This is a genomic window from Kitasatospora sp. NPDC056531, assembly GCF_042794375.1.
In the GTDB taxonomy this organism is placed as follows: Bacteria; Actinomycetota; Actinomycetes; order Streptomycetales; family Streptomycetaceae; genus Kitasatospora.
In genome coordinates this window covers 25,057-49,893 of sequence record NZ_JBHTTU010000007.1, presented here as the reverse complement: position 1 = coordinate 49,893, position 24,837 = coordinate 25,057, and the positions used below count along the sequence as shown (strand labels likewise).

The following is a 24,837-nucleotide window of genomic DNA, read 5'->3' as shown; positions in this document are numbered from 1 at the left end:
ATGACCGAGGCGAAGCTGCTCGACTACCTGAAGCGGGTCACCACCGAGCTGCGCCAGACCCGCCGTCAACTGGCCGAGCTGGAGGAGACGGCCGGGCGGGAGCCGATCGCGATCGTGGGGATGGCCTGCCGGTACCCGGGCGGGGTCTCCTCGCCCGAGGACCTGTTCCAGCTGACCCTCGACGGCGTGGACGCGCTCACCGAGTTCCCGGCGAACCGGGGCTGGGACGTCGAGGGGCTGTACGACCCCGACCCGGACCGCCTCGGCACGACCTACACCCGGCACGGCGGATTCCTGCACGACGCGGGGGAGTTCGACGCGGGCCTGTTCGGCATGTCCCCGCGCGAGGCGCTGACCACCGACCCGCAGCAGCGGCTGCTGCTCCAGGTCTCCTGGGAGGCGCTGGAGCGCGCGGGCATCGCTCCGGCCTCGCTGCGCGGCAGCCGGACCGGCGTCTTCGCGGGCGTGATGTACGACGACTACGCGTCGCGCCTGGGCCCGGAGACCGGTGCCCTCGAGGGCCACCTGTTCAACGGCAGCCTGCCGAGTGTGGCGTCGGGGCGGATCTCGTACACCTTCGGGTTCGAGGGGCCGGCGGTGACGGTGGACACGGCGTGTTCGTCGTCGTTGGTGTCGCTGCATCTGGCGGTGCAGTCGCTGCGTTCGGGGGAGAGCTCGCTGGCCCTGGCCGGCGGGGCCACGGTGATGTCGACTGCCGGGATGTTCGTCGAGTTCTCCCGGCAGGGCGGGCTCTCGCCCGACGGGCGGTGCAGGGCGTTCTCGGATGCGGCGGACGGTACGGGGTGGGCTGAGGGTGTGGGGGTGGTGGTGCTGGAGCGGTTGTCGGATGCGCGGCGGCTGGGGCATCGGGTGTTGGCGGTGGTGCGGGGTTCGGCGGTGAATCAGGATGGTGCGTCGAGTGGGTTGACGGCGCCGAACGGGCTTGCGCAGCAGCGGGTGGTGCGGGCGGCGTTGGCGGGTGCGGGGTTGTCGGGTGTCGATGTGGATGTGGTGGAGGCGCACGGTACGGGGACGCGGTTGGGGGATCCGATCGAGGCGCAGGCGCTGTTGGCGACGTACGGGCAGGGGCGGTCGGTTGAACGGCCGTTGTGGTTGGGGTCGTTGAAGTCGAACATCGGGCATGCGCAGGCGGCTGCGGGTGTCGGTGGTGTGATCAAGATGGTGATGGCGCTGGAAGCGGGGGTGCTGCCGCGCACGCTGCACGCGGAGGTGCCGTCGCGTCATGTGGACTGGTCCTCGGGTGGGGTGGAGTTGCTGCGGGAGCGGCGGGTGTGGCCGGAGGTGGGTCGGGCGCGTCGGGCGGGGGTGTCGGCGTTCGGGATCAGCGGCACGAATGCGCATGTGATCCTCGAGCAGGCGCCGGTGGAGTCCGGGGCGGAGGAGTCGGGGTCGGAGCCGGGCCCGGTGCCGGTGGTGGTGTCGGGGGCGAGTGCGGCGGCGTTGCGGGCGCAGGCCGAGCGGTTGCGGGTGCGGGTGGAGTCGGATCCGTCGGTGCGTGTGCTGGATGTGGGTTTGTCGTCGGTGCGTTCGCGGGCGGTGTTGGAGCACCGGGGCGTGGTGGTCGCGGACGGCCGTGACGGTTTGCTGGAGGGGTTGGCGGCGCTGGCGGCCGGCGGGGACGGTTCGTCGGTGGTGGCCGGTGCGGACCGGCGGGCCGATGGCCGGGTGGTGTTCGTGTTTCCGGGGCAGGGCGCGCAGTGGGCCGGGATGGCCGTCGAACTGCTGGACTCCGCACCGGTGTTCGCGGACCGGATGGCCGAGTGCGAACGGCTGCTGGACGGCCTGGTCGACTGGTCGCTGCGTGAGGTGCTGACCGACGCGGCCGCGCTGGAACGGGTCGACGTGGTGCAGCCCGCGCTCTGGGCGGTGATGGTGTCGCTGGCGGCGCTCTGGCGCTCCTACGGCGTCGAGCCGGCGGCGGTCGTGGGCCACTCGCAGGGCGAGATCGCCGCCGCCTGCGTGGCCGGCGCACTCACCCTGGAGGACGGCGCGCTGCTGTCCGTGCTGCGCAGCCGGGCCCTGACGGCGCTCGCGGGCCGGGGCGGGATGGTGTCGATCGTCGCCCCCGAGACGCGGGTGCGGGAGTGGATCGTGCCGTTCGGCGAGCGGATCTCGGTGGCGGCCGTCAGCGGACCCTCCGCCGTGGTCGTCTCCGGCGATCCGGACGCCCTGGACGAGCTGCTCGCCTCCTGCGAGGCGGACGGCGTGCGGGCCCGCCGGGTGCCGGTGGACTACGCCTCCCACTCCGCCCAGGTGGAGGAGCTGCGCGAGGAGCTCCTGGAGTCGCTCGCCGGGGTGCGGCCGCGGGCCGCCGAGGTGGCCTTCCACTCGACCGTGAGCCCGGGCCGCCTCGACGGCCCGGAGCTGGACACCGCCTACTGGTACCGCAACCTGCGGCAGCAGGTGCGGTTCGAGGAGACGGTCCGTGCCCTGGCCGAGGACGGGTACGGGGTGTTCCTGGAGGTCAGCCCGCACCCGCTGCTCACCATGGCGATCCAGGACACGGTGGACGCCGCCGACCGCGACGCCGTGGTGGCGGACACGCTCCGCCGTGATGAGGACGCGACCCGGCGGTTCGCCCTCTCCGCGGCCGCGCTGCACGTCCAGGGCGTCGAGGTGGACTGGACGCGGGCGTTCGACGGCACCGACGCACGGATCGTCGAACTCCCCACCTATGCCTTCCAGTCGAAGCCCTACTGGCTGCGCGCGCCGGAGCCGCTGCTCGGCGCCCCGCTCGAACTGGCCGACGGCGAGCGGACGGTGCTCACCGGCCGGCTGTCCCGGCGCACCCACCCCTGGCTGGCCGACCACCGCGTGCTCGGCCGGATGGTGGTGCCGGGCACCGCCCTGCTGGAGATGGCGCTCCAGAGCGGTCACACCGTGGACGAGCTCGTCCTGCAGACCCCGGTGGTGGTGCCGGAGCAGGGCGTGGTCGAGATCCAGTTGGTGGTGGACCCGACTGACGGCGGCGGCCGGCCACTGCGGCTGTACGCCCGCGCGCCGCAGGCCGACTGGCAGCTGCACGCCACGGGAACCCTCGTCGCGGCCGGTGAGCCGGACACCGCGATCGAGGCGGGGCCGTGGCCGCCGCCGGCCGCCGAGCGGGTCGACCTGGCCTCCTGGTACGGGGACCTGGCCGCGCAGGGCCTGGAGTACGGGCCCGGCTTCCGGGGGCTGCGGGGGCTGTGGCGCCACGAGGGCGAGCTGTTCGCCGAGGTCTCGCTGCCGGAGGCGGTCCGCCCCGCGTTGCTGGATGCTGCCCTGCACGCCCTGGACCTGAAGACCGAGCCGGGGCTGCCGTTCTGTTGGCGTGGCGTGCGGTGGCTGGACGCCGACGCGGCCGAGGGGCTGTCGACCGTACGCGCCCGGCTCACCCCGCTGGGCGACGGCTCGGTGGCGGTGCGGATCGCGGACGACACCGGCCGCGCCGTGCTGTCGGCCGAGTCCCTGACGCTGCGTCCGTTCGACGCCGCGCTCCTCAGCGGCCAGGGCGGCGGCGTCCTCTACGAGCTGGACTGGGTCCCCGCGCGGCCGGGCACCCCCATGGCCGAAGGCGCGGGCGTGACCCTGCTGTCCTGTCCGGCCGTCGACGGCGAGCCACCCGCCCGGGCCCTGGCGGCGACCTCCGCCGTGCTCGCGGACCTGCAGGCCTGGCTCGCCGACGAGGACACCGGCGACAGTCGCCTGGTGGTCGTGACCCAGCGGGCCGTGGCGACGGACACCGAGGCGGATCCCGCCCAGGCCGCGGTGTGGGGGCTGGTGCGCTCGGCGCAGACGGAGCACCCGGACCGGATCGTGCTCGTCGACACCGACGACCCGCAGGGCCTGTCCGAACTGCTCCCCTCACTGCCGGCCGGCGACGCGAACCAGTTCCTGATCCGCGACGGCGAGATCCGGGTGCCCCGGCTGGTGCGGTCGAAGGCGTCCGGGACACCCGCTTTCCCCACCGACGGCACGGTGCTGATCACGGGTGCTTCGGGCACCCTCGGCACCCTGGTGGCGCGTCATCTGGTCGAGGCGTACGGCGTGCGCGACCTCCTGCTGGTGAGCCGCCGCGGCGCGGCCGAGCTCGCCGCCGAGCTGACCGCGGCGGGTGTGCGGGCGACCTCCGCGGCCTGCGACGTCGGCGACCGCGCGGCGCTCGCCGAACTGCTCGCGGCGATCCCTGCGCAACGGCCGCTGCGGGCGGTGGTCCACGCGGCCGGGACGCTGGACGACGCAGTGGTCGGCTCGCTGACGCCGCAGCGCCTGCGGTCGGTGCTGGCGGCCAAGGCCGACGGTGCCTGGCACTTGCACGAGCTGACCCGCGACCTCGAGCTCGGGGCCTTCGTGCTGTTCTCCTCGGTCGCCGCCACACTCGGCACCGCCGGGCAGGGCAACTACGCCGCGGCCAATGCGTTCCTCGACGGGCTGGCGCGGCTGCGTCGAGGCGCGGGCCTGCCCGCCCTGTCGCTGGGCTGGGGCCTGTGGGCCGAGCGCAGTGCCCTGACCGGCCGGCTCGACGGCGCTGACCTGGCCCGCCTCACCGACGTCGGGGTGCTTCCCCTGGAGACCGGAGACGCCCTGCGCCTGTTCGACGCTGCCCTCGGCGCAGACCGGGCCCACCTGCTCCCGCTCCGTACCGGCGGGACGCCGCCACACCTGTCCCGCGAGCCGGCTCCGGCCCGGCGCAGCCGACCGGACGCACCGCACGGCGGGCCCGCGTCCGCCGGTCCTGGCGTCGGCCTCGACGCCGTGCCGGCGGCCGAGCGCGAGCAGGCCGTCGCGGAGTTGGTCCTGCGCGAGAGCGCCTCGGTGCTGGGGCACGGCTCGGCGGCCGAGGTCGACCCCGGCACGGAGTTCCTCCGGCTCGGCGTCAACTCGCTGGCCGCGCTGGAGCTGCGCAACCGGCTCAGCGCCCGTACCGGCCTTCGGCTGCCGGCGACGATGGTCTTCGAGCACCGCACCCCGAGGGCGCTGGCCGCCTACCTGACCGGCCGGCTGTTCGCAGACGCTCCCGGTTCCGGGCCCGTGCACGAGAGCGCGAGCGAGGTCGCGGCGGTGGCCGCCGCGCAGGAGCGGGCCGACGACCGGATCGCGATCGTCGGCGTCGCCGGCCGCTACCCGTTGGCCGGGACGGTCGGCGAGCTGTGGGAGAACCTGGCCGCAGGACGGCACTGCATCCGGGAGGTGCCTGCCGACCGCTGGGACGCGGACGCGCACTACGACCCGGAGGGGAAGCGCGGCGTCTACAGCAAATGGGGCGGCTTCCTGGGCGACGTCGACGCCTTCGACCCGCTGTTCTTCCGCATCTCGCCCGCCGAGGCCGAGGAGATGGACCCGCAGGAGCGGCTGTTCCTGGAGACGGCGGCGGCCACCCTGGAGGACGCCGGCTACCCGGCGGCCCGACTCGCCGCCCAGGGCCCGGTCGGGGTGTTCGTCGGGGTGATGAACAGCGACTACGAGTGGCTGGGCGGTCAGGCGAACGCGTTCGGCGTGAGCACCGGGGCGCACTCCCGCCACTGGTCGGCTGCCAACCGGGTCTCGTACTTCTTCGACTTCACCGGGCCGAGCCTGGCGGTGGACACCGCCTGCTCGGCCTCGCTGACGGCGATTCATCTGGCCTGCCAGAGTATCCGCGACGGCGAGTGCGTCGCCGCGATCGCGGGCGGTGTCAACCTGATCCTGCACCCGGAGCACCTGCACGGGCTGGCCCGGGCGGGGATGCTCTCGCGCGGCGACCGGCTCAAGGCCTTCGGGGCGGACGCGGACGGCTTCGTGGACGGTGAGGGCGTCGGCGCGGTGCTGCTCAAGCCGTTGGCGACGGCGCTCGCCGATGGTGACCGCGTCCTCGGTGTCATCCGGGCCACGGCCGTCAACTCCGGCGGGAACAGCGGTGGTTACACCGTGCCCAACCCCGCCGCGCAGAGTGCTCTGATCCGCACCGCGCTCGAGCGCGCCGGGGTGGAGCCGGACACCGTCGGCTATGTGGAGGCGCACGGCACCGGCACCATGCTCGGCGACCCGATCGAGATCGCCGGCCTGGTCGACGCGTTCGGCGGACCGATCGACCCGGCGCAGCGCGCCCAGCGGCCCACGGTGGCGGTCGGCTCGGTGAAGACCAACATCGGCCACCTGGAGTCGGCCGCCGGGATCGCCGGCCTCACCAAGGTGCTGCTCCAGTTCCGCCATCGGACGCTGGTGCCGTCGCTGAACTCGGCGCGGACCAGCCCGGAGATCGACTTCACCACCACGCCGTTCGAGGTGCCGCAGACCGTGCGGCCCTGGGCCCGCCCGGAGCGTCCTGGCGTGCCGGGCGGCCTCCCGCTGCGGGCCCTGGTGAGCTCGTTCGGAGCCGGTGGCGCCAACGCCTGTGTGATCATGGAGGAATACCCGATGGCCGACGAGCCGGAGCAGCCGGAGGACGGGGCGCAGCAGCTCCTGGTGCTGTCCGCGAGGTCCGAGGACCGGTTGCGTGCCTACGCCGGTGACCTGGCGGACTACCTGCGCCGGGGCACACCGGCTCCGGCGGGCGTGGGTGCGGGCGCCGGCGCCGTGAGCGCGGACGCCGCCCTCCCCGACCGGTTGGCCGACGCCCGCAGCCGGTGCCTCCGGCTGGCCGCCGAGCTGGCCGGGGTGGCGCCGGACTCCCTCGACCTCACCACCGACCTGATCGACTGCGGCTTCGGCCTGGCCGAGCGCGCCCGCTACTTCGCCCTGCTGTCCGAGGAGTTGGGCACCAGGCTGCCCACGGTGGCCACCACGGCGGACACCATCGGCGCGGTGGCCCAGGCGGTGGCCGGCCTCGGGCGCCGGGCCGAGGAGAAGGAAGCTCTCCGCCGCCACCCGCGGCTCGCCGATGTTGCCCACACGCTGCAGTCGGGCCGTACCGCCCACGAGTTCCGCCTCGCGCTGCCCGCGGGCTCGGTCGCCGAGGCGGCCCGGTTGCTGGCCGAGTACGCGGCGGGCGAGGCCGACGACCGGGTCGTCACCAGCACCGTGACCCGTACCGCGGCGCAGCTGCGTGCCGCCGCGGCCGAGGCCCTGGAGGCGGCGCTGACCAGCCGCGACCTGACGGCGGTGGCCGAACACTGGGTGACGGGCGCGGAGGTCGACTGGTCGCGGATCACCCCCGCCACCTCCCGCCGCATCGAGCTGCCCGGCTACCCGTTCGCCCGCAAGCGTCACTGGATCCCGGCCCTGCCGGAGCGGCCCGAGCCCCTCCGCACCGCCACCGCCGCGGTCGAGGCCCCCGGCCCCCAGGCCCCGTCGGGTCGCGGCTCCGACATCGCCCAGGTGCTGGCCGGCTTCGCGGAGCTGGACGAGGCCTCGAAGTCCGGGGTGCTCGGCGCCTACCGGCGGATGGGTGTCTTCCTGAGCGCCGGTGAGCGGTACCGCAGTGAGGAACTGCGCGCCCGGCTCCGGATCAGGGACAAGTTCCGGCGACTGCACGAGGCGCTGCTCGACCTGCTGGTCGGCGCCGGGTTCCTCGTCCGGGAGGGCGACGAACTCGTCACCACCGCCGCGCCGGCCGACCGGACGGACACGGCCGGTGGGACGGAACGCTGGGAGACCGAGCTCGACCGGATCGCGGACACCTACCCGGACATCGCGCCCACCGTCACGCTCAACCGCGAGTTCCTGCGGGTCTATCCGCAGCTCCTGCGCGGCGAACTGGTGGGGACGGAGGTGATGTTCCCCGGCACCTCGATGCAGCTGGTGGAGAACCTCTACAAGGGCAACGCGCTCACCGACTTCTTCAACCTGCTGGTCGCGGACGAGGTCCGCGACGTGCTGGCCGCCCGTCTGCCACGGCTCGCCGACGGGGAGACGGTCCATGTGGTGGAGCTGGGTGCCGGGACCGGCGCCACCAGCGAGCGGGTGCTGCCGGTGCTGGCCGGGTCCCCGGGCCGGGTCGGCTACACCTTCACGGACGTCTCGCCGCGCTTCCTGGAGCACGGGCGCGAGCGGTTCGCCGCCCGCTACCCGTTCGTCCGCTTCGACCTGCTCAACCTGGAACGCGGCCTGGCCGACCAGGGCTTCGCCGACGGCACGGCCGACATCGTGGTGGCCACCAACGTGGTGCACGCCACCAGGAACCTGCGGGCCACCCTGCGAAAGGCCAGGGCGATGCTCAAGCCCGGCGGCGTGCTGCTCCTCAACGAGCTCACCGCGATCCGGCCCTATCTGACCGTCACCGGCGGTGTGATGGAGGGCTGGTGGGCCTTCCAGGACGCCGAGCTGCGTATTCCGGGCTCCCCGCTGATCGCCCCCGAGACCTGGAGCCGGCTCCTGGCCGAGGAGGGCTTCGCCCGGACCCGGATCCTCGACGACGGCACGGCGGAGCTGGGACAGCACGTCCTGGTCGCGGAGAGCGCCGACACGGCGGGCGACCGGAGTACGGCGGTGCCCGCCGCCGCTGCCGCCGAGCCGGCAGTGGTGCCGGCTCGGCCGGATGCGGCCGGAGTGGCCGCCGAGCGGCTGCGGGGGCTGCTGGAGCGGGTCCTGAAGCTGGACGAGCGCATCGACCCCGACCGCCGGCTGGCCGACTACGGCTTCGATTCGCTCAGCGGGATGAAGATCGTGGCCGAGGTGGACGAGGCGTTCGGCGTCTCGGTGCCGCTGGAGGAGTTCTTCGAGAAGCCGACGCTGCGCGAGCTGGCCGCGTACCTGGTGGAGGGCTGGTTGCCCACCGTGCAGGCGCCCACCGTGCAGGCGCCCGCCGTCGAGCCCGCTCCCGTCCCCGTCGAGCCCGCTCCCGTCCCCGTCGAGCCCGCTCCCGTCCCCGTCGAGCCTGCCCCCGTTCCCGTTCCCGCCGAGCCGTCCGGGCCGCCGGTCCCCGCGCACGTGGCGCGGGTGCTGCGCCCCCGGGCCGACACCACGCTGAGCACCCATCCGGCCTCGCCGGGCCAGCGCGCGCTGTGGGTGATCGAGCAGATCGCCCCGGGGAACTACGCCTACAACCTCCCGCTCGCCTTCTGGCTCGACCCCGGCGTCGACGTGCCCGCCCTCCGCCTGGTCCTCCAGGACGTGCTGGACCGGCATGAGGAACTGCGGGCCACGATCCGCACGGACGGGAGCGAACCGTACGTCCGGATCGCGGCCGAGCCCGAACTGCCTTTCCAGCAGGTCTTCCTGACCTCGGTGGCCGACGACGCCCTGCGGGAGCGGATCCACACCGAGGCGAGGCGGCCGTTCGACCTGGCCCGGGGCCCGCTGCTGCGCGCCACCGTCTACACCCTGGGCGACGGCCGCCAGGCACTGCTGCTGACGGTGCACCACCTGGTGCTCGACGGCCTGTCCATCCCGCTGCTGCTCCACGAGGTGGAGCGCGGGCTGCGCGCCGTCGCCGGGGGCCGGCCGCTGCCGACCGAGCGCCCCGCCCGGACCTTCGGTGACTTCACGGCCTGGCAGCGCGAACAGCTCGCCGGGCCGGAGGGGGAACGGCAGCGCGCGTACTGGGTCGAGCGTCTGCGCGGCCGGCGGACGAGGGTGCCGCTGCCACTGGACCGCCCGCGCCCGGCCCGGCCCACCTTCCGCGGCGCGAGCGTGACCGGGCGGATCCCGGCGGAGGTGTCGGAGCAGGCCCGGTCGCTGGCCGCCGCGGAGCGCACCTCGCTCTCCAGCGTCATGCTGGCCGCCTTCTTCGCCCTCCTGCACCGCTACGGCGGCCAGGACGACATCGCCGTCGGCACTCCGACGGCGGGCCGCCCGCCGAGCGGCTTCGACGACGTGCTCGGCTACTTCATGAACATGGTCGTGCTGGCCGAGCGGGTCGACGCCCAGAAGGCATTCCGCACCCTGGCGCACCGGCTGCACCGGACGGTGCTGGGTGCGCTGGAGCACGGCAGCTACCCGCTGCTCACGCTCGCCGAGGAACTGCGCCGGCTGGACCCGGCGGCGTCGGCGGCGCCGTTCAACGTGGCCTACTACTTCCACAACTGGGCCCGCGACCTGACCGAGGCCGGAGCGGTCCGGGGCCGGGTCGAGGGCGTGCACCAGGAGGGCGAGTTCGACCTGACCCTGGACCTGGTGGACTCGCCCGAGGGCTGCCGGTACACGCTCAAGTACAACCCGGACCTGTTCGACGCCGGGACGGTGGAACGGCTCGGGCGGCACTTCGCCGCACTGCTGGCCCGCGCGGTCAGCGCCCCGGGGACGCCGGTCGGCGAACTGGAGCTGCGGACCGAGGAGGAGCGGGCCGAGGACGAGCGGGCCGCGTCCGCCGCGCGCGTCGACTACCCGGCCGACACGCTGGTCTGGGAGCTGGTCCGCGGACAGGCCGAGGCGCGCCCGGACGCGGTGGCGGTGCGCTGCGCCGGAGCAGAACTGACCTACCGCCAGCTGTGGTCGCGGGTGACGGACCTGGCGGCCCGGCTGACCGCCGCCGGCGTGGGCCGGGGCCGTACGGTGGGCGTCCTGCTGCCGCGCGACGTCGAGCTGCCGGTGGCGCTGCTGGCCGTGCAGGCCGCGGGCGGCACCTACGTGCCCTTCGACCCCGCCTACCCGGAGCAGCGGCTCGCCCACATGGCGCAGGACGCCGGGTTGCACCTGATGCTCACCCGCTCCGGCCTCCCCAGCGGCTACGCCGCCGTGCCGCGCCTGCTGCTGGACGACGACGCTGCCGCGCCCGCCGCGCCCTCCCCGGGGCCCGCGGGACCGTCGGACGCCGCCTACGTGATCTACACCTCCGGCTCGACGGGCCTGCCCAAGGGCGTCCGGATCCCGCACCGGGCGCTGGTGAACCTGCTCTGGTCGATGGCCCGCGAGCCCGGGTTCGGACCGCAGGACACCCTGCTGGCCGTGACCACCGTGTGCTTCGACATCTCGGGGCTGGAGCTGTACCTGCCGCTGATCAGCGGCGGCACCGTGGAGATCGCGCCGAGCGAGACCACCCGGGACGGCCTGCGGCTGCGCGAGCTGCTCGAATCCGGCCGCGTCACGGTGATGCAGGCGACGCCCGCCACCTGGCGGATGCTGCTGGCCGCCGGCTGGCGGGGCAACGCCGGCCTCACCGTGCTGTGCGGCGGCGAGGCGCTCCCCGAGGACCTCGCGCAGGCGCTGCTCGCCGGCAACCGCGAGGTCTGGAACCTGTACGGCCCGACCGAGACCACGATCTGGTCGGCGGCGAGCCGGCTCGCGCCGGGCGAGCGGGTGACCCTCGGCACCCCGATCGCCAACACCACCCTGCACGTCATGGACGGCGCGCGCCGCCCGCTGCCCACCGGGGTGGCCGGCGAGCTGTACATCGGCGGGCACGGGGTGGCCGACGGCTACCTGAACCGCCCGGAGCTCACCGCCGAGCGCTTCCTGCCCGCCCCCTTCGCGGATGCCGACGCGCGCCTGTACCGCACCGGCGACCTGGCCCGCCGACTCGCCGACGGGCGGTACGAGTACCTGGGGCGGATCGACGAGCAGGTGAAGGTGCGCGGCTTCCGGATCGAGCCCGAGGAGATCGAGGCGGCCCTGCGGCGGCTGGACGGCGTGCGCGAGGCCGTCGTGGTGGCGCCCGGCCGCGACGGCGGCGACCGCTCCCTGCTGGCCTGCTACGTGCTGGCCGACGGGGCCGCCGAACCCACCCGGGAGCAGCTCGCGCTCTGGCTTCCGGCCCACATGGTCCCGGACGCGCTGGTCCGGGTGACGGGCTTCCCGCACACCCTGAACGGGAAGGTGGACCGCACCACGCTGGCCGCGCTGCCGCTCGCCGAACTGCGCGCGCGCTTCGGCGCCGCGGGCGGGCACGGGTCCGAGGCGGTCCCGGCGCGGTCCGAGGCCCCGGCGCGGACCGCGGGCCGTACCGAGGCACTCATCGCCGAACTGGCCGGCACGATCGGCCGCCTGGCGGGGACCGCCCCCGAGGAGATCGGCCGGCACGTCCCGCTCGGCGAGGCGGGCATGAACTCGGTGGGCTTCACCGCGCTCAGCGTGGAGCTGCGCGCCGCCTACGGCATCGAGGTCTACCCGACGGTGTTCTACAGCCGGGGCACCCTGGCCGCGCTCGCCGCGTACCTGTGGGACAACCACGCCGCCGAACTGTCCGCACACTTCGGTGCCGAGCCCCGGGAGTCCACCGCCGCGCCGCTGCTCCCGGCGGCGCAGGCGCCGGCCGGCCCGCCGCACGGCGAGGACGTCGCGATCATCGGGATGGCCGGGAGGCTGCCCGGCTCGGCCGACCTCGCGGAGTTCTGGACCCACCTGCTTGCCGGGCACGACCTGGTCGGCGAGGCGCCCGCGGACCGCCGCGGGTTGCGGGACCGGACGGGCCCCGGCCCGCTCCGGGGCGGCTTCCTGACCGACGTGGACCGCTTCGACGCGGCCTTCTTCGGGATCTCCCCGCGCGAGGCCGAACTGATGGACCCCCAGCAGCGGCTGCTGCTGGAGGTGGTCTGGTCGGCCGTCGAGGACGCCGGCTACCGGCCCTCCGACCTCGCCGGGAAGCGCGTCGGGGTGTTCATCGGCGTCGCCAACTCCGACTACCTGGAGGCGCAGCGGGCCGAAGGCTGCCCGCCCCAGGGACACACGGCAACCGGCGCGGCACTGACGATGATCCCCAACCGGGTCTCCTACCTGCTGGACCTGCGCGGCCCGAGCGTCGCGGTGGACACCGCCTGCTCGGGCTCGCTCACCGCCGTGCACCAGGCCTGCGCCGCGCTGCGCGACGGCACCTGCGACCTGGCCATCGCCGGCGGCGTCAACCTGATCCTGACGCCCAGCGTGTACGAGGTGCTCACCGAGAGCCGGATGCTCAGCCCTGACGGCCGGTGCAAGACCTTCGACAGCCGGGCCGACGGCTACGTCCGCGGCGAGGGCGTCGGCGTGGTGCTGCTCAAGCCGGGCGGGCGGGCGCGGCACGACGGCGACGCCGTGCACGCGGTGATCAAGGCGGCGGTCGCGGGGCACGGCGGCCGGACCACCTCGCTGACGGCCCCGAGCCCGGATGCCCAGGCGGACCTGCTGGTCGACGCCTACCGGGCGGCCGGCGTCCCCGCGGAGACCGTCGGTTACATCGAGGCGCACGGTACCGGCACCGCCCTGGGCGACCCGATCGAGACCGCCGGCCTGAGCGCCGCCTTCCGCCGGCTGCGCGCCGAGCGCGGGGCGCAGCCGGGGCCCGCCTGCGCGATCGGCTCGGTGAAGAGCAACATCGGCCACCTGGAGGCCGCGGCGGGCATCGCCGGACTGTTCAAGGCGGTACTCGCCGTGCGCCACGGCGTCATCCCGGCCGGCCTGCACATCGAGGAACTGAACCCGTATCTGGAGCTGGACGGCGGTCCGTTCGAGGTGGCCGACACCGCCCGGCCCTGGCCGCGGCTCCGCGCTGCCGAGGGAGGCGAGCTGCCGCGTCGAGCCGGGGTCAGCTCCTTCGGCTTCGGCGGGGCGAACGCGCACGTCGTGTTGGAGGAGTCGGACATGCCGGACGCAGGTGACGAGGACACGGGCGAGCAGCTGTTCGTGCTGTCCGCCCGCACCCCCGAGGCGCTGCGCGGCGCCGCCGAGCAGCTCGCCGGCCACTTGGCGGACCACCCGGTCCCGGCGGGTGACCTCGCGTACACCCTGCAGCTGGGCCGTGAGCCGATGGCGCACCGTCTGGCCGTGGTGGCGGACGGGGCCGCCGGACTGAGGGCCCAGCTGACCGCCCACCTCGAAGGACGGCCCTCGCGGGTGCGCACCGGGCAGGCGGAGCGGACGGCCCCGCGCGCGGCCACCGGGACCGGTGACCTGGCGCTGCTCGCCGACGCCTGGGTGGCCGGTGCCGAGGTGGACTGGACGGCGCTGCACCGGGGAGCGCGGCGGCGCCGGGTGCACCTGCCCGCCTACCGCTTCGGCGGATCCCGGCACTGGTTCTCCACCGGTACGGCGTCCTCCACAGCCGCGGCGCCCTCCGCCGGTACGGCGTCGGGGCCGGCTGCGGCCCGGCTGCACCCGACCCTGCTGGACGCCGACCTGTCCACGGGCGCCGAGCGGGTGTACGCCAAGACGCTCACCGGCGAGGAGTTCTTCCTACGCGACCACGTGGCCGGCGGCGAGATGCTGCTGGCCGGGGTGGCGTACCTGGAGATGGCCCGGCTGGCCGGCGAGCTGGCCGAGGGCGGGCCGGTGTGCGGTGTCGACGGCCTGGTGTGGGCCACACCGGTCCGGCTCCCCGCCGGGACCTCGCGCCGACTGCTCGTCCGGCTCACCGGCACCTCGTTCGAGGTCGTCACGGCCGGCGACGACGGGGCCGCCCACGCCCGCGGCACCCTGATGTTCGGCGAGCCCGGGCGCCGGCCCGCGCCGGTCGACTTGGCGGCCGTGCGCGCCCGCTGCACCACCGTGGGCAGCGGCGAGAGCTGCTACCAGGCCTTCTCCCGGCTGGGCTTCGACTACGGTCCGAGCTTCCGGGCGGTCGAGGAGATCGCCGTGGGGGAGCGGGAGGCGCTCGCGCAGCTGCGGCTTCCCGAGCCGCGGCTCGCCGACCGGGACGCGTACCTGTTCCACCCCTCGCTGCTCGACGCGGCGCTCCAGACGGCGGGCCGTCTCGCGCCCGGTGCGGGGGACTCAGCGGCGTCGCCGGACTACCTGCCGTACTCCCTGGGATCGGTGCGGCTGTACGGCGACCTGCCGCAGCAGCCGCACGCCTACGCAACCCCCAGCGCCCGCCCGGCGGCGGCCGGGACGCTCTGCTTCGACGTCCTGCTCCTCGACCGTTCCGGCGGCGTGGTCGCGGCGATCGAGTCCTTCACGCTGCGCGCGGTGGGCACACAGGCCGGGACGGACGAGGTGGCCGCGTTCGAACCGGTCTGGCAGGCCGCCCCGGCGGCCGGGCACCGGCCGGTCGGCACCGCGCTGGTCGGCACCGCGCTGGTCCTGGACGCCGGCCACGAGGGTCCGGCCGTGGCCGCCACCCTGGCCAGCGCGGGCCTGACCGCCCGGGTCGTCGCACTGGACGCCGGGTTCGACCCGGCGGCGGCGATCCGGGCCGCCGGCCCCGGGCCGGTGCACGTCGTCCACCTGGGCGGTGCGGACGGTGCTCCCGCCCGCGCCGTGGAGCACGGTTTCCACACGGCCGTGGCGTTCCTGCAGGCCTGGCAGCGGGCGCGGCGCGGTGCGCTGCGCTACCTGTACGTGCACCGCGACCCCGTGTCCTCGCCGGCCCACCCGGCGATGGCCGCCCTGGCCCGCTCCGTGCGCCAGGAGCACCCGGCGATCGACATCGGCGTGCTTGCGGTGGCGGACGGCCCGCTGCCCGAGGCGGTGGCGGCCGAACTCGCCGAGACCGGCGAGTCCGAGACCAGGGTGACCGCGGCGGGCCGCAGCCGCCGCGCCTGGCGGCGGGTCAGCCTGCCGAGTGCCGTCGCGCGCAGCGCCTTCCTGGGCGGCGGGGCGCACGTCATCACCGGCGGCACCGGCGCGCTGGGCCTGCTGGCGGCGGAGCACATCGCCGCCGTACGGCGCGCGGCGGGCGTCACCGCGGGCGGGATCGTGCTGGCCGCCCGGACCGCCCCCACACCGCAGGCCCTGGCCCGGATCGAGGCCATCGGCGCCCGCGTTGTCCGGGCCGACGTGGCCGAGGCGGCCGACGTGCGGGCCCTGCTCGCCGAGGCCCGGAGCGCGCACGGCACGATCAACGGCGTGCTGCACGCGGCCGGAGTGCTGCGCGACGGTCTGCTGCACGGCAAGCAGCGGGCCGACGCGGAGGCGGTGCTGGCCGCGAAGGTGCACGGCACGGTGCTGCTGGACGAGGAGACCCGGCACGACGCGCTCGACTACTTCGTGGCCTTCTCCTCCGCCGCCGCCGCGCTCGGCAACGCCGGCCAGAGCGACTACGCGTTCGCCAACGCCTTCCTCGACCACTTCGCCGAGCAGCGCGAGACGCTGCGTCGCGCCGGGCAGCGGCACGGCCGCACCCTGGCGGCGGCCTGGCCGGTGTGGGCCGACGGAGGCATGCACATCGACGCCGCCACGCAGCAGTACGCGGCCCGTGTGGCGGGCCTACGCCCGTTGCGCAGCCGGGCGGCGCTGGAGGGACTGGAGCGGGCGCTGGCGGACGACCGGCCGAGGCTGCTGCTCGCCGCCGGGGACCAGGCCCGGATCCTGGCCGCCCTGGGCGGCGGCCCGAGTCCGGTGCCCGAGGCCCCGGCCGCTGCGGCCGCTGCGTCAGCTCCGGTAGTTGCGGCCGACCCGGTGGACGCACGGGCGCGGGCGGAGCGGCTGGTGCTGCGGGTCACGGCGGAGGAGCTGAAGCTCCCCGAGGCGGAGATCGTCGTCACCGACCCCTTCGACCACTACGGCGTGGACTCGCTGATCACGCTGAGCGTGACCCGGCGGCTGGAGGAGGTCGTCGGCCCGCTGTCGAAGACCCTGCTGTTCGAGTACGTGACGGTCCGTGAGCTGGCGGACCACCTGGCCGCCGAGCACCCGCAGGCGTTCACCGCGCCCGAGGCCCGGGAAGTCGAGACCGGCCCGGCCGAGTCCGAACCGGCCCGGCCCGGCCCGGCGGCCGGTCCCTCCACCCGCCCGGCCGACGGTGTCGACGACATCGCGATCATCGGCGTCGCGGGCCGCTACCCGCAGGCCGACGACGTCGAGGAGTTCTGGCGCAACCTGCGCGCCGGGCGGGACAGCGTGGAGGAGGTCCCGGCCGACCGGTGGCGCCACGAGCGGTTCCACGACGAGCGGAAGTCGCTGATCGGCAAGACCTACGGCAAGTGGGGCGGCTTCGTGCGCGGCGCCGACCGCTTCGACCCGCTGTTCTTCCGGATGTCGCAGATCGAGGCGGAGCACACCGACCCGCAGGAACGCGTGTTCCTGGAGACGGTCTGGCACCTGCTGGAGGACGCGGGCTACACCCGCGAGGGGCTGCGCGGCTCCCGCACCGGCGTCTTCGTCGGCATGATGTACGGCCAGTACCAGCTGTACGGCGTCCAGGAGGCGCTGCGGGGCGAGGGCCTGCCCCCGCACTCGTCCTACGCCTCGGTGGCCAACCGGGTCTCGTACTTCTTCGACTTCACGGGTCCCAGCGTCGCCGTGGACACCATGTGCTCCTCCGCGCTGGTCACCATCCACCAGGCGTGCCAGGCCATCCGCGCCGGCGACTGCGAGGTCGCCGTCGCCGGCGGCGTCAACATCACCAGCCATCCGGCGAAGTACCTCCAGCTGGCGTGGCGCGGCTTCCTCGCCGAGGACGGGCGGTGCCGCAGCTTCGGCGCCGGCGGTACCGGCTACGTCCCGGCGGAGGGCTCGGGCGCGGTCCTGCTGAAGCGGCTTGACGCGGCCCTCGCGGACGGCGACCGGATCCTCGCGGTGGTCAAGTCCTCGGCCGTCAACCACGGAGGCACGGGGCGCGGGTTCACCGTGCCCAACCCCCGGGTGCAGGGCGACCTGGTGCGCTCGGCGCTCGACCGGGCCGGCCTGCGCCCGGGCGACCTGGACTACGTCGAGGCGCACGGCACGGGCACCGAACTGGGCGACCCGGTGGAGATCACCGGACTGATGCGGGCATTCGGGGACGAAGCGCCCGAGCGGCTGCCGATCGGTTCGGTGAAGTCGAACATCGGGCACGCCGAGTCGGCGGCGGGCATCGCGTCGGTCACCAAGGTGCTGCTCCAGATGCGGCACGGCGAGCTGGTTCCCTCGCTGCACGCGCAGGAGCTCAACCCGAACATCGACTTCGCGGGGACGCCGTTCGTGGTCCAGCGCGAACCGGAGCCGTGGCCGCGCCGGGTCGGCGCGGACGGTGCCGAGCGGCCCCGGACCGCGGGGGTCAGCGCGTTCGGTGCCGGCGGCACCAACGCGCACGTCATCCTCCAGGAGTACCTGGGAATCGAGGCACCGTCGGCTGCCGCAGCCGGTCCGCAGCTGGCCGTGCTCTCGGCCCGGGACGCGGACCGACTGGCCGAGCAGGCCCGGAGGCTGGCTGCGCGGCTGCGCGCCGAGGCCGCCGGCGCGGCGCCGCGCGAGGTCGCCTGGACGCTGCAGTCGGGGCGCGAGGCGATGGCCCACCGGCTCGCGGTGGAGTTCGAGGACGTGAGCCAACTGGCCGACCGCCTGGAGGAGTTCGCCGCCGGCCGGGTGCCGTCCGGGAGCTGGACGGGCGTGGTCGATCCGCGCCGGCCGGCCGAGGGCGGCGCCCCGGCGGCCGATCCGGCCGCTCTCGCCGAGGCCTGGACCACGGGCCGGCCGGTCGACTGGTCCGTGTTGCACGGTGGGCGGCGGCCCGGCCGGGTGTCGCTGCCGGGCTACCCCTTCGGCGGCGAGCGGGTCTGGCTCGCGGCCGCGGACGCCGAACTGGCCGCGCTCGAGGCCGCTCCCGCCTCGGCCGTGTCGGCCGTGTCGGCCGAAGCCGTATCGGTCGCCCCCGCGACCGAGGAGCGGCTGCTCACCAGGCAGTGGGTCCCCGCCGGGACCGCCGCGCGGCTGGCCCTGCCCGGCCGCACGGCCGTCCTGGCCGTCCCCGGCACCGAGGCCCTGGCCGCCGCGCTGGCCGCCGCGCTGCCGGGTGCCGAGGTGCTCACCACCGCCGCGCTCGACGCCGACCTGGCTCTGGCCGGCACCCGCTGGGACCGCTTCGACGCCGTGCTGGACCTGGCGGGATGCGCCGAGCAGGGGCTGCCGGCGGACCGGACCGTGCTCTACACCTGGTGGCGCTGGCTCCAGCGGCTGGTCGACCAGGGCCCGCGCGACCTGCGTGCGCTGCTGGTCTCCCGGGAGACGCCGGCCGGTGTCGGCGGCGGTGCGGAGCGGGCGGGTCTGTACCGGATGCTGCAGAGCGAGTACCGCCACGTGCGCTCGCGCCACGTCACCCTGGGAACGTGCACGGACGAGCAGGCGGTCGAGTGGTTGGCCGACGAACTCGCCAGTGCCGGGCCGGAGGCCGAGGTGGCCTATCCGGACGGCGTCCGGCACCGGGCCCAGCTGCGCGAGATTCCGGACGGCGCGTCGCGCCCGCCACGCTTCGCGGACGGCCACGTGCTCTGGGTGACCGGCGGTACGCGAGGTCTCGGCCTGTTGACGGCCCGCCACTTCGTCGCCCGGTACGGGGTGCGCAAGCTGGTCCTCACCGGCCGGGAGGAGCTGCCGCCGCAGCCCGAGTGGGCCGCGCACATCGCCGCGGACACCGGGCTGGGCCACAAGCTGCGCCCGCTGGCCGAACTCGCCGCCCAGGGCGTGGAACTGGAGGTGCTCGCCGTCGACCTGGAGGACGAGGGGGCACTGACCAAGGCCCTGGCCGAGGTCAAGTTGCGGCTCGGTCCGGTGGGCGGGGTGGTCCACGCCGCCGGGTTCGTGGACTCCGAGAACCCCGCCTTCGTCCGCAAGCCGATGGAGGGCGTGGCGCGGGTGATCGGCCCCAAGGTCTTCGGCCTCGACGCGTTGACACGCTCTTTCCGGGACGAGCCGCTGGCCTTCTTCGTCCTGTACTCGTCGGTCACCGCCGCGGTGCCCCGGCTGGCGGTCGGGCAGAGCGACTACGCGCTGGCCAACGCCTACCTGGACGCGGTGGCCGAGGAGCGTCGGTACGGGCTGCCGCTGGTCAGCGTGCAGTGGCCGAGCTGGCGCGACACCGGCATGGGGGAGGTGCGCAGCGAGGCCTACCGGGCCACCGGGCTGGTCGCACTGACGGACCAGCAGGGGCTGGCCATGCTCGATCGCGCGCTCGCCGCCGGTGAACGGGTGGTGCTGGCCGCCGGGGTGCGGCCGGACACCGACTGGAGTCCGGAGCGGCTGACGGACGGCGGCCCGGAGACCGGCGCCGAGCCGGCGACGGGATCCGCCGTGCCGCAGGCCGCCCGCCGAGCGCCGGAGAGCGCCCCCGACCGGGCCGCGGCGCCGTCTGGGGACAGCCGTGGCGCGCGTGAGGCGGTGGCCTCGTGGCTGCTGGACCGGCTCGCGGAGGAACTGCGGTTCGACCGGGCCGTGCTGGCCGACGACGTGCCGGTCCAGGACTTCGGCATCGACTCGATCCTGGTGGCCCAGCTGCTGCAGACCCTCGGCAAGCGGCTGGACGTGTCGCTCGACCCGTCCTCGCTCCTGGAGTACCCGACGGCTCAGGAGTTCGCGGACTACCTCGCCGCCGAGCACCCGGCGGAGCTCGCCGCCGCCTTCGGCACCCCGGCGTCCGAGGCCCCGGCCGCCCCGGTGGCCACGGTCGACATCACCGCTCGTGCCACCGCCCCGGACGCCGCACCGTACGAGCGGGCGGGCGAGGACATCGCGGTGGTCGGCCTGTCCTGCCGCTTCCCGGACTCGGGCTCCCCGGAGGAGTACTGGCAGCTGCTGCGGCAGGGCCGCAGCGCGCTGCGGCCCGTCCCGGAACGGCGCATCGCCGGCCTGGGCGGCTTCCACGCCGGACTGCTGCCCGAGGAACTGCGCTTCGACCCGGAGGCGTTCCTGCTCTCGGAGGCGGACGTCGCCGCCCTGGACCCGCAGGCCCTGCTGCTGCTCGAGGAGGTCGACCGGGCCGTGCACCACGCGGGCTACCGACCCGCCGAGCTCAAGGGACGGCGGATCGGCGTGTACGTCGGCGGCCGGACCACCGGCACACCGGACGAGACGCTGGTCGAGCGGGCGCAGAACCCGGTGATGGCGACCGGCCAGAACTACCTGTCGGCGAACATCTCCCAGTTCTTCGACTTCCGCGGCCCGAGCATCGTGGTGGACACCGCCTGCTCCTCCGCGTTGGTGGCGATGGAGACGGCCGTGTACGCCCTGCGGGCGGGCGCCGTCGAGGCGGCCGTGGTGGCGGGGGTGAACCTGCTGGCCGACGGCCGGGCGCACCGGATCTTCGCCCAGCGCGGACTCCTCAACCCCGGCCCCGAGTTCCACCTCTTCGACCGCCGGGCCGCCGGGCTCGTCCTCGGCGAAGGGGTCGGCGTCGTCGTCCTCAAGCCGCTGGCGCAGGCGCAGGCCGACGGGGACCGGGTGCTCGCGGTCCTCCGGGGCATCGCGGTCAACAACGACGGACGCACCGCCGGCCCGGCCACCCCGAACCTCCAGGCGCAGAAGGAGGTGATGGCCGAGACACTGGCGCGCAGCGGCCACACCCCCCGGCAGGTCGGATGGGTGGAGGTCAACGGCTCCGGCTCCACCGTCACCGACCTGCTCGAACTCAAAGCCGTCCAGGCGGTCTACGGCACCGATCCGGCGCACCCGGTGGCGCTCGGCTCGGTCAAGCCCAACATCGGCCACCCGCTGGGCGCGGAAGGCATCGCCGCGTTCATCAAGGTCGTCCTGATGCTGCAGCACGGGGAGCAGGTGCCGTTCGGCTCCGGACAGGAACCGCTCAAGCACTTCGACCTGGAGTCATCGCCGCTGTACTTCCCCCGGGAGGTCGTGGCGTGGCCGGACCGCGCGCCACTGGCGGCGCTCAACTGCTTCGCCGACGGCGGCACCAACGCCCACGTCCTGCTCGCTCCGGCTCCCGAAGCCGCCCGCCCCACCCGCGAACCCCTGCCCGAACCCGCGCTGAACCGGAGGATCGTCATCCGAGGCACCACCGCAGCCGACTCCGCCGCCGGCGGCCTGTTCTGGGACGGCTACCGATGAGCGGCCACCAGCCCACCGTGTTCCTGTTCTCCGGCCAGGGCTCCCAGTACTACGGGATGGGCCGGGAGCTCTACGACGCCAACGAGGTGTTCCGCACCGAGCTGCGCCGCTACGACGCGGTGGTCGCCGAGGCGTCCGGGGTGTCGGTGCTGGCCCGGATCTTCGACGAGGAGAAGCCGAGGAACCACCCCCTCGTCGACACCGCGGTCTCCCACCCGGGCATCGTCATGATCGAGCTCGCGCTGGCCGCCGCCCTGCGCGCCGAGGGCATCGAGCCGGACTACGTCCTCGGCTACAGCCTGGGGGAGTACGCGGCGGCCGTCGTCGCCGGCGCGCTGGACCCGGTCGACTGCCTGCGGCTGCTGGTGCGCCAGGCCGGTGCACTGCGCGCGAGCGCGCCTGGCGGGATGATCGCCGTGCTCGCCGGAGCCGAGGTGCTGGAGCGGGTGCCCGAACTGGGGGCCTGCGAGATCGCCGCGCGCAACCACCCGGAGTGCTTCGTGGTCACCGCCCCGCAGGCCGAACTGGACCGCGCGGAGGCCGCGTTGCGCGCAGCCGGGGTCCTGCACCTGCCGCTGCCGGTCGAGTACGCCTTCCACTCCCGGCTGATGGACCAGGCACTGGAGGCGGGCCGGGCCGACTTCGCGGGCGTGGCGTTCGCGGCGCCACGGATCCCGTGGGTGTCCTGCGTGACCGGCGAGCCGGTGGAACGGGCCAGTGCGGACCACTTCCGGCAGGTGGCCCGGCGGCCGATCGAGTTCGAGCGGGCGATGGCCTGGCTACGCGCGCGCGACGACTTCCTCTACCTCGACCTCGGGCCCTCGGGCACCTTGCACAACTTCGCCCGCATGCTCCTTCCCGAGGCGGGCCGGGCGCAGTCACTGCCGCTGCTCAGCCAGTTCGAGAAGGACACCACCCTGTTCGAGCGGGTCCGCGTGCGCGCGGCCCGCACGACATCGCGCAGGTTGGAGGCCACGGCACCGCGAGAGGGGCAGGGCATGCACGGCACCGGTCGGCCGAAGGTCTACGGCTTCCCCGGGCAGGGGTCGCAGCGCCGCGGCATGGGCCGGGAGCTGTTCGCACGGTTCCCTGCCCAGACGGCGATGGCGGACGAGGTGCTCGGCTACTCGATCGAGGAGCTGTGCGTGCGCGATCCCGAACGCCGCCTGGGCCGCACCGAGTTCACCCAGCCCGCGCTCTACGTGGTGAGCGCCCTGGCCTACCTGGACCGCGCGGCACAGGACCCGGTGGCGCCCGACTACCTCGTGGGGCATAGCCTGGGCGAGTACGCCGCGCTGTTCGCGGCCGGGGTCTTCGACTTCGAGACCGGGCTGCGGCTGGTGCGCCGGCGCGGCGAGCTGATGGCCGCCGCCCCCGGTGGCTCCATGGCGGCGGTGGTCGGTGTCAGTGAGGAGGACGTGGCCCGCATCCTCGCCGACCCCGCGTTCGAGGTCCTGGACCTCGCCAACCACAACGCCCCGGACCAGTTCGTGGTCTCCGGCCCGCAGCCGGAGCTCGAAGCGGTCTGTGTCGCGTTCGAGGCGGCCGGCGCCCGTACCGTGCGCCTGACCGTCAGCGCGCCGCTGCACTCGCGCTACATGCGCCCGGTGGCCGAGGAGTTCGGGCGCTTCCTGGACGGCTTCACGCTGCGCCCCCCGACCGTCCCGGTGCTCGCCAACGTGGACGCCCTGCCGTACACGGCGGCGACCCTCAAGGAGCGGCTGACGGCGCAGATCGCCTCCCCGGTGCGCTGGACCGACACCGTGCGCGCCCTGATGCGCGAGGGCGACTTCGAGTTCGTGGAGCTGGGCCCCGGCCAGGTACTCACCAAGCTCGTCACCCGCATCAGGGCCTCCGCCGCCCCGCTCTCTCAGGCCGCAGCGGTCCGCCCGCCCGCGCCGACGGCCGGGGCCGACGTCCCGGTAGCCGTCTCCGCTGCGCCCGTCTCCGCTGCGCCCGTCTCCCCTGCGCCCGTCTCCTCGGCCGTCGCCTCTCCGGAATGCGCCGAGTTCGCCGTCACCGCCGAGGGCCTGGGTGCCCGGGGCTTCCGTGAGCGCTACGGTCTGCGGCGCGCCTACGTGCTGGGGTCGATGTTCGGAGGCGTCTCGGGCCCGGAGTTGGTCCGTGCCTCGACGAAAGCCGGCCTGCTCGCCTTTCTGGGGACCGGTGGGCTCGACCTCGCCGAGGTGGAGCGGCGATTGCGCGAACTGGACCTGGGCAGCGCTTACGGAGTCAACGTCCTCCACCGCCCCGACGCGCCGGAGCAGGAGGCCGCCCTGATCGACCTGCTGCTGCGCCACGGGGTGACCCTGGCGGAGGTGTCCGGCTTCCCCCGGGTGACCGAGCAGCTCGTGCGCTTCCGGCTCAAGGGTGGTCGGATCCTGGCGAAGGTGTCGCGCACCGACGTGGCCGCGGCGTTCCTCGCCCCGCCGCCCGCGCCCCTGGTGGCACGGCTGCTGGCGGCGGGCGCGGTCACCGAGGCCGAGGCCGCGGCGGCCGCCACCCGCCCGATGGCCGACGACCTGTGCGTGACGGCGGACGGCGGCTGGCTGTGCACGGGCGCGGACCCGCTGACGCTGCTCCCGGCCGTGCTGCGGCTGCGGGACGCCATCGCGCCGCCGGGGCCCCGGGTGCACGTCGGCTGCGCCGGCGGCATCGGCACGCCGGAGGCGGCGGCCGCGGCGTTCCTGCTGGGCGCGGACTTCGTGCTGACCGGGTCGGTGAACCAGTGCTCGGTCGAGGCGGCCACCAGCGACCGCGTCAAGGACCTCCTGCAGCAGGCGGACGAGTACGACGTGGACACCGCGCCGTCGCCGTACCAGTTCGAACTCGGGGTGCGGGCGCGCTACTTGAAGCGCGGCCTGTTCTTCCCGGCGCGGGCGTCCGCGCTGCACGAGCTGTGGCGCCGCAACACCACGCCGGCCGACCTGGACGAGGCGACCAGGACCCGGATCCTGGAGCGCTACCTGGGCGGCGAGTACCGCCTCCCGACCAGTCCGCGGACGAATCCCGCACCGGGCACCTGGGCACGCTCGGAGGCGGCGCAGCCGCTGCGCCGCTACTTCGACCGGGGCCTGCGCCTGGCGCTGGCGGGCGACCCGGACCAGACGGTGGACTACCTGGTCCACTGCGGGCCGGCGATGGGCGCCTTCAACCAGGCGGTCGTCGGCAGCGAGCTGGAACCCTGGCGGGCGCGCACCGTCGAGGCCGTCGGCGAGGTCCTGATGGCGGGTGCGGCGGCCCACGTCACCGCCCGGATCCAGGCCCTCCGGACACTCCAGGGCACCCGAACGAACCAGGACAACTGACCGCGCA

Annotated in this window: 1 protein-coding gene and 1 pseudogene; both read left to right on the top strand. The window is 75.0% G+C overall.

Features of this window, described 5'->3' with window-relative positions; translation table 11 throughout:
- Positions 1-12: 12 nt before the first annotated feature.
- A pseudogene (locus ACFQ87_RS10180) lies at positions 13-21,522 on the top strand (amino acid adenylation domain-containing protein); the annotation flags it as partial.
- A complete protein-coding gene (fabD, locus tag ACFQ87_RS10175) occupies positions 21,519-24,830 on the top strand; it encodes an ACP S-malonyltransferase (protein ID WP_380610179.1) in 3,312 nt (1,103 codons plus the stop codon). The pseudogene ACFQ87_RS10180 and the gene fabD, both read left to right, overlap by 4 nt.
- Positions 24,831-24,837 lie beyond the last annotated feature (7 nt).

Coding starts and splice junctions, on each gene's coding strand:
- fabD (WP_380610179.1), top strand. CDS start 21,519: ATGAGCGGCCACCAGCCCACCGTGTTCCTGTTCTCCGGCCAGGGCTCC.